Source organism: Amycolatopsis sp. NPDC047767 (genome assembly GCF_040704195.1).
In the GTDB taxonomy this organism is placed as follows: domain Bacteria; phylum Actinomycetota; class Actinomycetes; order Mycobacteriales; family Pseudonocardiaceae; genus Amycolatopsis.
This window is the reverse complement of sequence record NZ_JBEYSJ010000018.1, coordinates 64620-79319: the sequence shown is the minus strand read 5'-3', so window position 1 is coordinate 79319 and position 14700 is coordinate 64620. Positions and strand designations below refer to the sequence as shown.

Annotated in this window: 15 protein-coding genes; 8 read left to right on the top strand and 7 right to left on the bottom strand. The window is 71.4% G+C overall.

The genetic code is table 11. The annotated features are described in order from the left end of the window. Positions 1 to 31: 31 nt before the first annotated feature. Genes AB0878_RS29190 through AB0878_RS29170 form a run of 5 tightly spaced genes read right to left on the bottom strand, consistent with a single transcriptional unit; the run spans position 32 to position 3816 of the window. The gene (locus AB0878_RS29190) at positions 32 to 1339 is read right to left on the bottom strand and encodes an FAD-dependent oxidoreductase (protein WP_366583422.1); all 1308 of its coding nucleotides are present in this window, start codon (positions 1337 to 1339) and stop codon (positions 32 to 34) included. Continuing rightward, positions 1332 to 1556, bottom strand: a complete 225-nt coding sequence (locus AB0878_RS29185) for a ferredoxin (RefSeq protein WP_220238256.1) — start codon at positions 1554 to 1556, stop codon at positions 1332 to 1334. The genes AB0878_RS29190 and AB0878_RS29185 overlap by 8 nt, the downstream gene beginning before the upstream one ends. Continuing rightward, positions 1553 to 2161, bottom strand: coding sequence for a ferric reductase-like transmembrane domain-containing protein (locus tag AB0878_RS29180; protein WP_366583421.1), 609 nt, complete (start codon positions 2159 to 2161; stop codon positions 1553 to 1555). Before AB0878_RS29180 ends, AB0878_RS29185 begins: the two co-directional genes overlap by 4 nt. Next, complete coding sequence (locus tag AB0878_RS29175; protein WP_366583420.1) at positions 2154 to 2894, bottom strand: DUF4142 domain-containing protein; 741 nt, start codon at positions 2892 to 2894, stop codon at positions 2154 to 2156. The genes AB0878_RS29180 and AB0878_RS29175 overlap by 8 nt, the downstream gene beginning before the upstream one ends. Beyond that, positions 2878 to 3816 (bottom strand): hypothetical protein, encoded by a 939-nt coding sequence (locus tag AB0878_RS29170; RefSeq protein WP_366583419.1) that lies wholly within the window; start codon positions 3814 to 3816, stop codon positions 2878 to 2880. The genes AB0878_RS29175 and AB0878_RS29170 overlap by 17 nt, the downstream gene beginning before the upstream one ends. On the opposite strand from AB0878_RS29170, the gene AB0878_RS29165 reads away from it, so the two are divergent. The 3 genes from AB0878_RS29165 (at position 3787) to AB0878_RS29155 (ending at position 6709) form a co-directional block, all read left to right on the top strand. Beyond that, a complete protein-coding gene (locus AB0878_RS29165; protein WP_285969050.1) occupies positions 3787 to 4230 on the top strand; it encodes a sigma-70 family RNA polymerase sigma factor in 444 nt (147 codons plus the stop codon). The genes AB0878_RS29170 and AB0878_RS29165 overlap by 30 nt on opposite strands. A gap of 7 nt (positions 4231 to 4237) precedes the next feature. Next, positions 4238 to 4987, top strand: coding sequence for a zf-HC2 domain-containing protein (locus AB0878_RS29160; RefSeq protein WP_366583418.1), 750 nt, complete (start codon positions 4238 to 4240; stop codon positions 4985 to 4987). 240 nt (positions 4988 to 5227) lie between these two features. After that, the gene (locus AB0878_RS29155; RefSeq protein ID WP_366583417.1) at positions 5228 to 6709 is read left to right on the top strand and encodes a DUF1996 domain-containing protein; all 1482 of its coding nucleotides are present in this window, start codon (positions 5228 to 5230) and stop codon (positions 6707 to 6709) included. A gap of 576 nt (positions 6710 to 7285) precedes the next feature. On the opposite strand, the gene AB0878_RS29150 is transcribed toward AB0878_RS29155, so the two are convergent. Next, the gene (locus AB0878_RS29150) at positions 7286 to 8299 is read right to left on the bottom strand and encodes an Lrp/AsnC ligand binding domain-containing protein (protein WP_366583416.1); all 1014 of its coding nucleotides are present in this window, start codon (positions 8297 to 8299) and stop codon (positions 7286 to 7288) included. 121 nt (positions 8300 to 8420) lie between these two features. Here AB0878_RS29150 and AB0878_RS29145 point away from each other — a divergent pair, with 121 nt between their 5' ends. The 5 genes from AB0878_RS29145 to AB0878_RS29125 all read left to right on the top strand — a co-directional run bounded on the left by AB0878_RS29145 (position 8421) and on the right by AB0878_RS29125 (position 13271). Beyond that, positions 8421 to 9620, top strand: a complete 1200-nt coding sequence (locus tag AB0878_RS29145; RefSeq protein ID WP_366583415.1) for a M20 family metallopeptidase — start codon at positions 8421 to 8423, stop codon at positions 9618 to 9620. Between the two features lie 4 nt (positions 9621 to 9624). Then, a complete protein-coding gene (locus AB0878_RS29140; protein ID WP_220238265.1) occupies positions 9625 to 9825 on the top strand; it encodes a hypothetical protein in 201 nt (66 codons plus the stop codon). Next, complete coding sequence (locus tag AB0878_RS29135) at positions 9825 to 11258, top strand: sodium:solute symporter family protein (protein WP_366583414.1); 1434 nt, start codon at positions 9825 to 9827, stop codon at positions 11256 to 11258. The genes AB0878_RS29140 and AB0878_RS29135 overlap by 1 nt, the downstream gene beginning before the upstream one ends. Next, positions 11255 to 12457, top strand: coding sequence for an amidohydrolase family protein (locus tag AB0878_RS29130; protein ID WP_366583413.1), 1203 nt, complete (start codon positions 11255 to 11257; stop codon positions 12455 to 12457). Before AB0878_RS29135 ends, AB0878_RS29130 begins: the two co-directional genes overlap by 4 nt. 64 nt (positions 12458 to 12521) lie before the next feature. Beyond that, the gene (locus AB0878_RS29125; protein ID WP_366583412.1) at positions 12522 to 13271 is read left to right on the top strand and encodes a tyrosine-protein phosphatase; all 750 of its coding nucleotides are present in this window, start codon (positions 12522 to 12524) and stop codon (positions 13269 to 13271) included. On the opposite strand, the gene AB0878_RS29120 is transcribed toward AB0878_RS29125, so the two are convergent. Continuing rightward, entirely contained in the window at positions 13268 to 14656 is a 1389-nt protein-coding gene (locus AB0878_RS29120; protein ID WP_366583411.1) for a hypothetical protein, read from the bottom strand. The genes AB0878_RS29125 and AB0878_RS29120 overlap by 4 nt on opposite strands. Positions 14657 to 14700 lie beyond the last annotated feature (44 nt).

The following is a 14700-nucleotide window of genomic DNA, read 5'->3' as shown; positions in this document are numbered from 1 at the left end:
GGCAGCCGCCGCGCGCGGCGACCCCCGGCTCTCACCGCGCGTAGTCCTGGACCGTGCCGAGCTCGTCGGCGAACTCCGCGTAGAACTCCTGCGTGTCGAACCGCTCGTCGGTGTCGAACTGTTCGTCGTCGGGCCAGGTCTCGACCGGCTCGGGGGCGGCCGCCGGTGTGTACTGCGGCACCGGCAGCCGCCGGTCGAGCTCGGCCGTCCAGTCGAGCATCGCGCGCGGCTTGTCCCACGCCGTGATGCCCACGAGCTGTCCCGCGCGGATGAACCCGGTGATGCCGTCGGCGAGCGAGACGGTGTCCTCGCCCAGCGCCGGCAGGCCCGCCATCTGCAGCCGCACGTCATACAGCGTCGACCACGCCCGCGGCAGCGGCGCGAACGGAGTGGCCGCCGACCGGCCCGCGATCAGGTTCTCCGCGGCCGCCCGCGCCGACTCCACGGCGTTGATCCAGTGCTCGACGCGGCGCGGCACCTCGTCGAAGCGCAGGTTGGGCCAGCGCGCGAGGTCACCGGCCACCACGACGTCGTCGGCGCCCTCGGCGAACAGCGTCGGCTCGCACAGCACGCCGTCCTCGACGTCGAGACCCGAGCCGCGCAGGTAGTCGACCGCCGGGACGCTGCCGATCGCGAGCACGACGCAGCTCGCCACGAGCAGCTTGTTGTTCGTCAGGTGCAGTCCGACGGTGTCGTCGGTGCTGATCCAGTGCCGCACCTCCGAGCCCATCGCCAGCTTCGTGCGGTGTTCCTTGTGCAGCTTCACCACCGCGTCGGAGATCCGGCTGCCGAAGCGGTGCAGCGGCGCCTTCGCGTGGCCGACGAGCGTGACGTCGCGGCCGAGGTGGCGCATGCTCGCGGCGAACTCGTTGCCGATCAGGCCACCGCCGATCACCACGGCCGGCTTGTTGCTCGCGTGCAGGCAGTGCCGCACGGCCAGCGCGTCGTCGATCGTGCGCAGCACCCGCACGCGCGGGTCGTGGCGCGGCGAGCCGGGCAGGTGCCGCGGCACGACGCCGGTGGCCAGCACGAGCCCGTCGTACCAGAGCGATTCGCCGCCGGGCAGGTGCACGACGCGCTCGACGGTGTCGAGGTGCGTCGCCCGCGTGCCGAGCCGCCAGTGGACGTCGAGGTCGCCGTAGGCCCGCAGCGTGGTGTCGGGCGGCCGCGCCGCTCCCATCACGAGCTGCTTGGAGATCATCGGCCGGTGGTACGGGCGGCGGGCCTCGTCGCCCACCATCACGATCTCGCCGTCGAAGCCGAGCTCACGCAGTCGTTCCGCCGCGCGCAGGCCGGCGACACCTGCGCCGACGATGACGATCCGATCGCCGTCAGCCATCGAGTTCCCCTCTCAGCACGACCGCCTGCATCGGGCACACGCGTGCCGCGGCGATCGCTTGGGTCATGTCTTCGGGCTCGAGCAGGCGCTTGCGGAAGCGCAGGCGCCCGTCCCGGCCGAGGTCGAAGAGGCCGGGGGCCTCCATCGCACAGATTCCGTAGAGCTCGCACCGGTCGTTGTCGACGCTCACGCGCGGTCCGCTGCCGGGGAGTTTCACGCCACCTGCTCCTCGACGAGGCCGATCCGCTCGAGCGTCCGCGGCGGCAGGAACCGCAGCAGCGACAGCGTGACCGGGGGGACGAGCAGCGTGATGCCGACGAGCCACAACGTCGCGAGGTGACCGTTGGCGATCGCGCCGAAGAACGCGTGCAACGCGGTCAGCGCGACGGCCGGGTAGGCCAGCCGGTGCAGCCACAGCCAGCGCCGGTACGACGTCCAGCGCTGCACGCACGTGGTGAGCGCGATGGCCAGCATCAGCTCCAGACCGACGATGCCGAACGTGTGCCGGGCGAGCGTGCCCGGCATGAACGGGATCGTGATGTAGGCCAGCGAGAACGGGTTCACGGTGAGGTAGAGGAACCCCAGCGCGTGCAGGCAGCCGAACGAGAGCGTGAGCGTCGCCAGGGTGAGGTGGCCGCTGCGCAGGGCCTTGCGGCCGGTGACCGAGCGCACCCAGCCCGTGGCGGTGAGCACGCCCCAGCACAGCGTGAGGCACATGAACGCGTACGACAGCCTCGCCGAGAGCGCCGCGATGCCGCGGGCGGCCGGGTCGGTGGACTGCTGAGCGAGGGTGGTCACCGCCTCGTGGACGGTGTCAACCATGGGTTTCTCCTGAGTTCGGGCGGAGCCGGCCGCCGCGCAGGCGGCCGGACTTGAGGTAACGGATCCCGAGCAGCGTCGCGCCGCCGACCAGCAGGATCAGCAGGGCGCCGGTGAGGATGTCGCCGGTCCGCAGGTCGAGGGCGGCGCCCGCGGGCGCCGCGGAACTGGCCACGTTGGCCTGCGGCAACGCGGTGAAGTCCACGAAACCGGTGCTCTCCAGCAGTGTCATGTGCCGCAGCACGGCCTGGTTCGCGACGGTCGCGTATGCGCGGATCTCGGGGTTGCGCGTACCGGCACGGACCTGTGCGATGACGGCGAACACCTGGCCGTGGGCCGCGCGCAGGCGGTTGGCGAAGATGCGGTCGAAGTCCTGCGGGGTGGGGGCGTTCTGCAGTTCGTTGAGCCAGCCCATCTGCTCGGCCGACGGCTCGGCGGGCAGCGCGACGTTGAGCTTCGCGGCGAGCTGGCGTGTCATCACGTCGAGCCGGCCGTGGTCGACCATGATCGCGGCGCCGACCTCCCGCACCTTCGGGCTCGCGCCGCGGGTTTCGGCCCAGGTCCCGGCGGGCATCTCCCACAGACCGGCCTGGCGCACCTTCACGAGCAGCAGCTGGTCGCCGGCGTCGGTGCCGGTCTGGGCGGACGCGGGGGCCGGCTGCAGCACCACGAGGGCGGCGAGCAGCACGACAACGACGCGGACGAACCTTCGGGCGAGCTCAGATCCGGAACGCATCGGTCCGCCAGGTGTCGGTGGTGGTCTCGATCTTGCGGCCGTCGGGCGACAGCGGGAACCACGCGCGGTCGGCGTCCTGCCCGGCGGTCTGACCCGGCATTTCGTCGCCGGTGAAGCGGTAGAGCGGCCAGCCGGCGAGGGTGACCTGGTCCGTGCCGTCGGAGCGCGTGACGCTTCCCACAAGGTCACGGTCGATGCCGGTGAGCTTCACGTCACCACTCGCGCGGACGGGCAGCCACTTCTGCGCGCACTCGTCGTCGCAGCGGGAACGAGACGGCTTGGCGCTGTCGCGGTCGTAGCGGTAGACGGCGAAACCGCTTCCGTCCACGACCACCGGGCCGAGGTCGAACGCGCGCGCGGCACGCAAGGCGGCTTTCGCCGGGTCGGTCTGGTCGGCCGGCATCTCCATCGGCATGGTCATCGAGCCTGCGCTCGCGGAATAGCCACCGGGAGCGGTTCCGGACTGACATGCGGTCAACACTGTGAATGCGGCCAGGCACACAGCGGGCGGTGCCGCTGTGCGGAACAAGCGGTTCACGGCTTCCTCCAGGGGGCGGAACTGCGCACCGTCGCGGGGGAACGACGGGAAAAGGGCGCAGTTGATCCACTGTGGACAGTAAGCCCAGGGTGAATGCGGCGCGTCGCGGGGGAACGACGCTTTGTCGGGGTCTTCGACGGTGGATACGGACACGGGTTCGACACGGTTCAAAAAACTTTCGTGACCAAAGCCCGTGATTTTGGTACTGGACGAAATGGTGCCGTTGCCACAAAGATGGCCCGCGTGGGACGGCACAATCGAACGCTGAGCCCGACGGACGATCATGAAACCGAAAACCCCGGAGTTCATGACGACCTGGCCAAAGCGTTGTACCAAGAGTTCGGCGGAGCCTTGATGGGTTTCGCGCTGCGCCTGACCGGTCACGACCGGCAGTGGGCGGAGGACGTGGTGCAGGAGACGTTGATCAAGGCGTGGCGCAATGCCGACAAGCTCGACCGGAGGCCGGCGATGCTGCGCGCGTGGCTGTTCACCGTCGCTCGGCGCATCGTCATCGACGGCTGGCGCAGCCGCAGTGTCCGTCCGCAGGAGCTCGAGGAGATCGAGTCCGACGCCGTGTTCGTGTCCGACGAGTCGGACAAGACCGTGGCGGCCATGATCCTCTACGAGGCGCTGCAAGGGCTTTCGCCCGAGCACCGGGAGGCCGTGCAGCAGACGTACCTGGCCGACCGGACCGTGAACGAGGTCGCCGCCACCCTGGGGGTGCCGCCCGGCACCGTCAAGTCGCGAATCCACCACGCCGTCCGCGCCCTGCGGAAGGCCATGCGCGAGCGGGGGTGAGGTGACGGTGGCCGGGTCCCCGCACACCGACCTCGCCGCGTACGTGCTCGGCGTGCTCAGTGAGGCCGACAACACGCGGTTCGAGGAACACCTGCTCGACTGCCCGCACTGCCAGCTCGACCTCGTCGAGCTGCACCAGCTGCCCGACGTGCTCGACCTCGTGAAGAAGAACTGGCCGGAGCCGCCGGTACCGGTCACGCCCGGGCGCACGCTGGCGCCCGGTCCGCGCGTGCTGCGGGCGCTGATGGCCGAGGCGACGGTGAAGCGCAAGCGGCGCCGGCGCATCGGGCTCGTCGCCGCGGCGGCCGCGGCCGCGCTCGTCGTGGCGGGTCCGCTCGTGACGCTCGCGGTGCGCCCGGCCGACGCCGCCGGCCCCTCCGTGAGCCTGGCCGCGCCGACGTCGGTTCCGCCGGCGCCGTCCTCCTCGCTGTCCGCGCCCGGTGGCGGCACGTCGTCGGGTCAGGGCGCTTCGGCCGTGACCGCGCGGGTGACCGTGACCCCGCGCGAGTGGGGCAGCTCCGTGGACCTCGACCTGAGCGGCGTCGCGGGACCGATGAACTGCCAGCTGCTCGCCATCTCCTCCTCCGGCGACATCCGCACGGTCACGGGCTGGTCCGTGCCCGCGAAGGGCTACGGGATCCCGGGCTCGCCCGACCCGCTGCACGTGACCGGTGGCACGTCGCTGCCCGCCGACGAGATCACGCGGTTCGAGGTCCGGGCCGACGACGGCACGCTGCTCGTGGTCGTCGACCGCTGAGCCTCCCCGCTGGGGAAATGCTCTGTCCTTTGTGGACGCTACGACTGGCTTCCCGATCACGTGCGGATAACGCGGCGATTTCTTTTTGAACCACTTCGCCTTCCCGTCCGTATTTCCCAGTGCCGGCACCGGATTCCCCCGCATCCGAGCTGCCGAGCATCTCGACTCCAAGTAGTTCACACCCGGGCCGCGGCCGTAGTTCGGCGCGCCCGGAGGATCGAACGAGGTGAGCACAGCACCATGACCAGGAACCATCCCCGGCACCGGTCGGCGAAGCGCGTCACGATCGCCACCGGTGCGCTCGGCCTCGCCCTCGCGGTCGGCGCGCTGGCCGTGAACGCCACGTCCGGCGAGCCCGACCGCGCCGGCGCCGACCCGGCCGACAAGTCGTTCTTCCTGGACATCAACAAAGTCCCGAAGGGCTCGAACGTGAGCCGGACGCAGAACCGCGGCGCGCGCGGCACGTTCACCGTCGACTGTGGACGCAACGAGAACGGCCACTTCAACCCCGACAACTTCATCGCGCAGCCGGGTGTGCGCAACGGCGCCCAGCACCTGCACGACTACGTCGGCAACCTCTCCACCAACGCCGACTCGACCAACCGCAGCCTCGCCAAGGCCGGCACCACGTGCAAGAACGGCGACAAGTCCACCTACTACTGGCCGGTGGTCCGCATCGACACCGGCGACGAGGAAGAAGCCCCGGCGTCTTCGGAAGCCTCCCCGCCGGCTGACGACGTGGCCGGCGACCGCGCGGGCGCGGCCAAGGGCGCCGCCGCGCCGCAGGTCGAGTGCCCCGACGTGGTGAGCGAGCTGCCCGACGTGCCCGACGCGGCCATGGACGCGGTGAACACCGAGCTCGACGCGATGGACGCGCAGGTCGACCAGGCCGACAAGCAGGTCGAGGCCGGGCAGGATTCGGCCGCGGTGCTGAACTCGTTGAAGAGCAAGCGGTCCGCGTCGCTGAAGAAGATCTCGGACAAGATGACCGAGCAGGGTGTGAAGCCGGAGGACCCGACCGCGCTCGCGGGCTGCGCCGTGCAGGACTCCGACAGCACGGGCCTCGACAACGGCGGCGCCAACAGCGATCCGGCCGCCGGCGAGAGCGCCACGGAGCAGAAGCAGAAGCAGGACAACGGCGCGGCCGCCGAGCTCCCGGGCGTGAACGACGCGAACGAGGTCGCCGGCAACGACGGCGAGATCCAGCGCGTGGTGTCCGCGACGCTGTCCTTCGGCAGCGGTGGTGCGCGCAAGGTCGTGGCGATGCCGCGGTTCCTGCGCGTGCTCTACGGTGACGCGAAGGAAGGCGCCAACGGTCCCGCCAACGCCCGCGCCAGCTGGACGTGCTCGGGCTTCGAAGACCGCCTGACCGACCACTACCCGATCTGCCCCACCGGCAGCAAGGTCGAGCGCATCCACGCCTTCCCGAACTGCTGGGACGGCAAGAACATCGACAGCGCCAATCACCGCACCCACATCGTCTTCTCCGACGCGAACGGCAACTGCAAGCGCGGCTTCAAGGCCGTGCCGCAACTGAAGATCACCCTGGTCTACAACATCCCGCACGACGTGCAGGTCAAGGGCCAGTACAAAGTGGACGCGTTCCCCGAGGAGAAGCACAACCCCCGTTCGGACCACGACGACTTCGCCAACGTCATGACGCAGTCGCAGATGAACCGCGTGGTCTCCTGCATCAACACGGGCAAGCGCTGCAAGGAATGACCAGGGGAGAGGGCGGCTCGGGGCGGTATCTCGCTCGGACACCGCTGGGACCCGGGCCGCCCCCACCCCGCCCCGGCCGGGATTCGGCCGGGTGACCGGAGGAGTCGAGATGCGGTTTTCCCCGAGCCACGCGGAGTTCACGGCCCGCCGCCGTCGGGTGGGTACCCGGGTGTTGCGCTTCGGGCGACCGGAACGCCGGCGCGGTGCGGTGCCTCGCGCGGGAGCTGCGCGGGCTCACCTCACCTCGCCGGAGCACGGAAAGACCCAGGAGCAGTGATGAATTTCCCTTACCACACAGAGGATTTCGACCGCGACGGTCGTGAGGATCCGGCGCGCGACACCGCTGCCGACCTGTCGTGGTGTGACGGAGGTGGCAGGGCGGCCGGTTCCGGGCGGTTCTCCGGTGTGCTGCCGGTGCCGCCGGTGTCCGCTTCGGAAACCGGCTGACCCCACCCCGAAAAAGCTCCGATTCGGCGAGGTTCCCTCTCCTTCACCCACCCCCCACTCGCCGGGTCGGGTTCCTTGCCGGTCCGGCGGGCGCTTCCCTCCCACATCCCCCCGCACCCGCCGGACCGGTCAAGGGTTTTTCGTCACCGGGGACCAGAAGTCCAAGGGGAGGTGGCCGGCGGCGAGGCCTTCGTCGTCGAGCAGGTGGCCCATGAGCTTGATCCCGCGCAGCGTCACGGCGCGGTCGACGATCTCCAGCCACGGCAGCTTGGCCGCCAGTGACCCCTCCAGCGGCAGCAGGTCGTGCTGGGAACCCAGCCACACCACCAGCATCAGGTTCGCCGCCCCGCTGAGGGCGGCGCACATGCGCACCTCCGGCAGCATCGCGAGCGACCGCGCGGTCGTCTCGAGCTTGTCGGGCGGCACGCGCAGCCACAGCATCGTCGTGACGGGCGCGGGGGACAGGGGCCGCGCGATCTCGCAGCGCAGGCGGACGGCGCCGCGGGCCAGCAGGGCGTCGAGGCGGCGCCGGACGGTGCTCGCGCCCACGCCCAGCTGCACCGCCAGCGAAGCGGCCGACGCGCGGGCGTCCTCGCCGAGAGCCAGGATCAGCGCCTGGTCGAGCTCGCCGAAGCGCAAAGGTCCGGACGATCGCGCCGACGGCGACACCAGAGCTTCCCGCTCGCCCGGCGAGATCGCACGAACTCGCCACCGGCTGCCCTCGGTGAACAGCCGCGGCGACACCACCGTGCGCGTCGCCGTGACACCAGGCAGCGCCGACAACCGGTGCAGCACGTAGTCGGAGATCGCGCGCAGCGACGGCGCCACGAGGTGGATGTGCAGGTCGCAGTGCCCGGCCAGGAACTCCACCGTCGCCACGTGCGGGTCGGCCGCGAGGCGCCGCGCCACAGCCAACGCCGCGCCCGGTGCGCAGTCGATCTCCACGAACGCCAGCGCCAGCTGCGCCACCAGCTCGCCGCCCGGGTACGCGGTCAGCCAGGCCTGCCCGCGCGACACCAACGTCTCCCACCGGCGTGCGGCCGTCACGGCGCCGATGCCCAGCGCCTGGCCCAGCACGGCCCACGTCGCGCGCGGCCGGGTTTGCAGCGCGTCGAGGAGTTTGAGGTCGCTCTCGCTCAACATGGCCGATCCTTCGTCCACGCGGCGCCGATTTGGCGGATTCCTGCGATCCGGCCGGCAGGAGCGTTCGACACTCGCATCATCGTCGGGCCAGCATATGTCGATGTTCCAGCGAGGGAGACCCATGTCCTTGCGCTCCGACGCCGCAGCCCTGCGCCCCGACCTCGTCGCGCTCCGCCGATCGCTGCACCGCACCCCCGAGATCGGCCTCGACCTGCCCCGCACCCAGGAAAAAGTGCTGCAGGCCCTCGACGGCCTCGGCCTCGAGATCAGCCTCGGCCGCGACCTGTCCTCGGTGACCGCCGTCCTGCGCGGCGGTGGCGGATCCGGCGGCACGGTGCTGCTGCGCGGCGACATGGACGCGCTGCCTGTGACGGAAGCGTCCGGCGAGGAGTTCTCCTCCCAGATCGACGGCGCCATGCACGCCTGCGGACACGACCTGCACACGGCCGGGCTCGTCGGCGCCGCGCAGCTGCTCGTCTGCCGCCGCGACCGGCTGGCCGGCGACGTCGTGTTCATGTTCCAGCCCGGCGAAGAAGGCTGCGACGGCGCGGGCTACATGATCGACGAGGGTGTGCTCACCGCGTCCGGCCGCCAGGTCGACGCCGCCTACGGGCTGCACGTTTCGGCTTCCCGCCACGCGCGGGGCCTGTTCACCTGCCGTCCGGGACCGCTCATGGCCGCGTCCGACGCGGTGAAGGTGCGCGTGGTCGGCGCGGGCGGCCACGGTTCGGCGCCGGAGGCTTCGCGCGACCCCATCCCGGCCGCGTGCGAGATGGTCACCGCGCTCCAGACCCGCATGACCCGGGCGTTCGGCGCGTTCGAGCCGGTCGTGCTCACCGTCGGCAGCTTCCACGCCGGCACGCGCCGCAATGTGATCCCGGACGACGCGGTGTTCGAGGCCACCGTGCGCTCGTTCGACCCGGAGGTGCGCGAGCGCATCCGCACGCAGGTCGTGCGCGTGTGCGAGGGCATCGCCGCCGCGCACGGCCTGGACGTCGAGATCACCTACGACGCCGAGTACCCCGTGCTGGTCAACCACGACGCCGGCCACGAGTTCATCGCGGGCACCGTGCGCGAGGTCTTCGGCGAGGAACGGTTCGAGCTGCTGGAAGACCCGATGACGGGTTCGGAGGACTTCTCCCGGGTGCTCGGGAAGGTGCCGGGCGCGTTCGTGTTCCTCGGCGCGTCACGCTCGGACGATCCGGCCAGCGCGCCCAACAACCACTCGCCGCGCGCCGCGTTCGACGACTCGGTGCTCGCCGACGGCGCGACCCTGCTGGCCGAGCTGGCGTGCCGGCAGCTCGCGGTCCTGGCAGCGTGATCACATGCGCAGCTACCACCTCCCGCCGATCATCCCGGTGATCGCGCTGGTCCTCATGCCGTTCCTGCCGTTCGTCAACTCCACCGGGCTGTGGCTCGGCCTGCCGAAGATGCTGGTGTGGGGCGCTTTCTGGTGCCTCATGTTCACCCCGGCCCTGCTGCTGAGCGAGCGCATGATGGCGCGCGCGGGGGCGGGTGACGACTGATGATCCTGGCCTTCACGATCGTCGGCATCGTCCTCATCGGCGTGCTCGGCTTCGTCGGGCGGCGCAAGCCCGCGGCGGATCTGAGCGAGTGGACCGTCGGCGGCCGCAAGTTCGGCGCACTCACGATGTGGTTCCTGCAGGCCGGCGAGGTGTTCACCACCTTCACCTTCCTCGGCATGGCGGGGCTCGCGTTCTCCGGCGGCGTCGCGGCGATGTACGCGCTGCCCTACGTGCCGATCGCCTACGTGGTCCTGTTCTTCCTGGCGAAACGCCTGTGGCGGATGGGCAAGGAACGCGGGTACCTCACCCAGGGCGATTTCCTCGAGGACCGCTTCTCCAGCAAGTTCCTCGGCACGCTCTCGGCCGTGCTCGGCGTGATCTTCGTGCTGCCCTACCTGCAGCTGCAGATCACCGGCCTCGGCCTGATCGTGCGGCTGGTGACCGGCGACGCGGCGTCGGGCAACCTGAGCATGGTGCTCGGCAGCGTGCTCATCGTCGCGTTCGTGCTGTGGGCCGGGCTGCGGGGTGTGGCCGCGACGTCGTACTTCAAGGACGCGATCATGCTCGTGGTCCTCGTGGTGCTGATCATCGCGGTGCCCGCGCACTTCGCCGGCGGCGTGTCGGGCGTGTTCCACAAGATCGAGCAGCTGCACCCGGAGAAGCTGTTCATCCACGCCGGCACCAACGACCACACGTGGTTCATCACCAGCATGCTCGTGAGCGCGATCGGCGTCGGCCTCATGACACTGCCGCACTCGTGGCCCGCGCTGATGGCCGCGCGCGACCCGAAGGTGCTGCGGCGCAACTACACGTGGATGCCGATCTACGAGCTGTGCCTGCTGCTGCCGATGATCATCGGGTTCGCCGCGATCCTGGTGGTGGACAAGACCAGCGACCCCAACGGCGTGCTCCTGACCTTGAGCAAGGACGCGCTGCCGGGCTGGGTCACGGGGCTGGTCGTCGTGGCGGCCACCGCCACGGCCATGGTGCCCGCCGCCGGCATCCTCATCGGGATCTCCTCGCTGGTGGCCCGCAACATCGCGCGGGTGCGCGGGGAACGCAAGCAGTTCTGGATCAACCACGGCACCGTCGTGCTCGCGAGCGCGCTCGCGTTGGTGCTCGGCATTTTCCGGCCCGATCTGCTCGCGAACCTGCTGCTGCTCACGTACTCCGGCTCGGTGCAGCTCGCGCCGGCCAACCTGCTGGGCTTCCTCAAGAAGGTGCCGGTCGGCAAGGGCCCGGTGCTCGCCGGGCTGATCGCCGGCGAGATCGTGGTCATCTGGCTGACGTTCTTCGACACGAAATTCGCCGGCACCGTGAACGTCGGCCTGATCGGGCTCGCGGCCAACGTCGTCGTGCTCGCCGTGGCCGCCGGCGTCGAACGGGCCGTGACGCGGCCCGGTGTTCCCGTGAAGCAAGGAGAACCGGTATGACCCGCACGGTGTTCAGCGGCGGCTCGGTGTTCGACGGCACCGGCAGCGCCCCCGCCCCGGCCGACGTGGTGGTGGAGGACGGCCGGATCGTCGAGGTCGGCACCGGTCTCGACGGCGACCGGTCCGTCGACTGCACCGGTGCGACGCTGCTGCCCGGCCTGTTCGACTGCCACGTGCACGTGACGGTGTCCGACCTGGGGCTGCTGCCGCGTGTGCAGAAGCCGTTCTCCTACCAGTTCTACGAGGCCGCCCGGAACCTCTGGACCACGCTCAAGCTCGGCATCACGACCGTGCGCGACGCGGCCGGCGCCGACCTCGGCATCAAGCACGCCGTGGCCGACGGGCTGATCCCCGGGCCGCGGCTGCAGATCGCCATCGGCCTGATCAGCCCCACCGGCGGCCACGGCGACGGCTGGATGCCTTCGGGCCACTGCGTTCCGCTGTCGCTGCCGCACCCCGGCCGCCCCGACGCGACGGCCGACGGCCCGGACGAGATGCGCCGCGTGGCCCGGACGCTCTTGCGCGCCGGCGCGGACGTGCTGAAGGTCTGCACCACCGGCGGCGTCCTGTCGCCGCGCGACGACCCGCGGCACTCGCAGTTCACGTTGGAGGAGCTCGACGTCCTCGTCACCGAGGCCCAGATGCAGGGCCGCGCGGTGATGGCCCACGCCCAGGGCGCGGAGGGCATCAAGAACGCCGTGCGTGCCGGCATCCGCTCCATCGAGCACGGCATCTACCTCGACGACGAGGCCATCGAGCTCATGCTGGCCCGCGGCACCTGGCTCGTGCCGACGCTGGTGGCGCCGGTCAACGTCATCCGCGCGGCCGCGGCGGGCGCTTCGCTGCCGGACGCCGTGGTGCAGAAGGCGAAGGAGGTCGCGGAGGTCCACGCCGATTCGGTGCGCCGCGCGGTCGCCGCGGGGGTGCGGATCGCGATGGGGACGGACAGCGGCGTGGGTCCGCACGGGACGAACCTGGAGGAGCTGGAGCTGATGCGCTCGTGCGGCATGAGCGCGGCCGACGTGCTCGTGGCGACGACGTCGTCGGCCGCCCGCCTGCTCGGGATGGACGGCGAGCTGGGCCGGCTCGCGCCGGGGCAGCGCGCGGACGTCGTGGTGGTGGCGGGGGATCCGTACGACTTCGCGAACCTGGCGGCCAACGTCCGGGAAGTCTGGCAGGACGGCGTGCGGGCGGTGTGACGCTTTCCTTGGTGCTCCGGCTGTTTCCGGGAGCCGGAGCCCCCAGGCGTGCCATCATCGGCTGATGACCACGAGCAGAGTTCCGGATTGGGAAGGGTTTCACAACACGCGGGACCTCGGCGGCCTGCCGACCACGTCGGGCCGCACGACCCGCCACGGCGCGTTCTTCCGCTCGGGCGACCTCCGGTTCGTCACGGCCGAGGGCTGGGCCCGGGCGCACGAGGACGGCTTGCGGACCGTGCTCGACCTGCGCAACGCCGACGAGATCGCGGGATCTCGGGCGGGTTCGGCGCAGTTCGCCGGCGCGGACGTCCCCACGCCGGCCGGCCTTGACCGCGTCGAGGTGCCGCTCGACGACGTCGCCGACGTGGAGTTCTGGGCGTACGTCGACGAAGAGCAGCTCGACGGCAGCCCGCTCTACTACCGCCCCTTCCTCGAACGCAAGGCCGAACGCTGCGCCGCCGTCGTCACCGCGCTCGCCCGATCCGGGCCCGGCGGGGTCGTGTTCCACTGCGGTGCGGGCCGCGATCGGACCGGTCTCGTCGCCCTTCTGCTGCTGGCTCTCGCCGACGTGGAACCCGCAGCGATCGCCGCGGACTACGACCTGTCCACCGCGGCCGTGAAGCCGCTGTTCGCCGCGCTGGGCCGGGTGGACCAGGGGCCGCTCATCGAGACCTTCCTCGCGTACCGCGGTACGACAACGCAAGGCGCGCTCTTGGCCGTGCTCGACGGCTTCGACGCCGAGCGCTACCTCCTCGACGCCGGCGTCAGCGGGGCTGACCTGGCGGTGATCCGCGCGAAGCTGGCCGGCTAGAACGCGCCGAGCCCCACCGGCACGCCCAGGCCCGTCGGGCCGTCCCAGCCCGGGCCGGCGGAGCAGACGACGGGCTTGAACTGCGCGCAGTCGGCGGGGCCGTGCTGGGCGTTGGAGCCGGCGGAGACGTCCGCGAGAGTGCCGGGAGGGGCACTGTACAAGGTGTTCGGACCGTCCACACCGGACAGCCGGCCGCCGCGGGCGTAGAGGCCGGCGACGAAGGGCGAGGCGGCGCTGGTGCCGCCGACGACGAGCCAGCCGGCTTTGCCGTTGTTCGGCGCGTACGAGCGGTAGACGGCGACGCCGGTGAGCGGGTCGGCGACCGCGGAGACGTCGGAGCCCGCGCGGTGGCCGGAGCAGTTGGCGGCGATGGCGGCGGGCTGGCCTTGCGCGGGTCCGAGGTCGAGCGCGCAACCGCTGCCGGCGCCGACCCAGCGCTGCTGTTCCCCGTGCGGGGTGAAGAGGCTGCCCCACGCCTTCTGCACGAACGAGGCGCCGGAGCCGCTCAGCGACGTGCCGCCGACCGACGTGACCCACGGCAGTTCCTGCGGCCACAGCTGCGGCCCGCCGAGATAGCCCTTGTCACCCGACGCGGCGACCACGGCCATGCCCGGGTGGTGCAGCGCCACAGCGGGCGCGCCCGTGCCGAGGTAATCGCCCTGCAGGCCGGTGGGCACGCCGTAGCTCATGCTGACGGCGCTCGAATGCAGGCTCGCCGCGTAGCTCACGGCCGTGCCGAAGTCGTCCGCGAGCTGGCCGGGCAGCTGCAGCAGCACGGCGTTGAGCAGGCGCCCGACGTCCATCGGGATCTGGACCATCGTGATGCGGCACATCGGGCACGCGGCGGAGGCGAGGTCGACGTCGAGCGCGGTCTCGGTGGCGTAGGCCTCCTCGATCTCGCCGAGCCCGTCGGCGGGCTTGAGCGGCGGACCGCCGTGGTAGTCGGTGATCTTGAGGCAGCCGTCGGCGGTCGTGCACTCGGGGAGGCCGAACTGGCTGCGGTAGGTCGTGAGGTCGGCCTCCAGCGTCGGGTACGCGCCGATGCCGACGATCGTCACCATGCCGCGTTCGCCGGTCTTCGCGTCCGGCAGGTGGTACGCACGCGCCAGGTCCGCGGGCGAGAACCCGGCCGGCGCGGGGGTGGTGAGCGGATCGGCCGACGCCTTGTCGCGCGTGACGACGTTCGTCAGGCAGCCGAGGTCCACCTGATGCCCCTGCACGACCCCGGTGCACGAGTCGGCGACCCCGTGGTCCTGGCCGAGCGTGCCCGCCCGGACGGCCTGCGCGACCTCGGCCGTGGCCGCGTCCGGCGGCGTCGCCACGGCCGGCGCGGCGAGCGGAACAGCGACGACCACGGCCAGCACGAGCGCCCGACCCAGCTTCATGCCCAACTCCCCTCGGCGGCGACCCCCTCAGGCCTACACCGCCG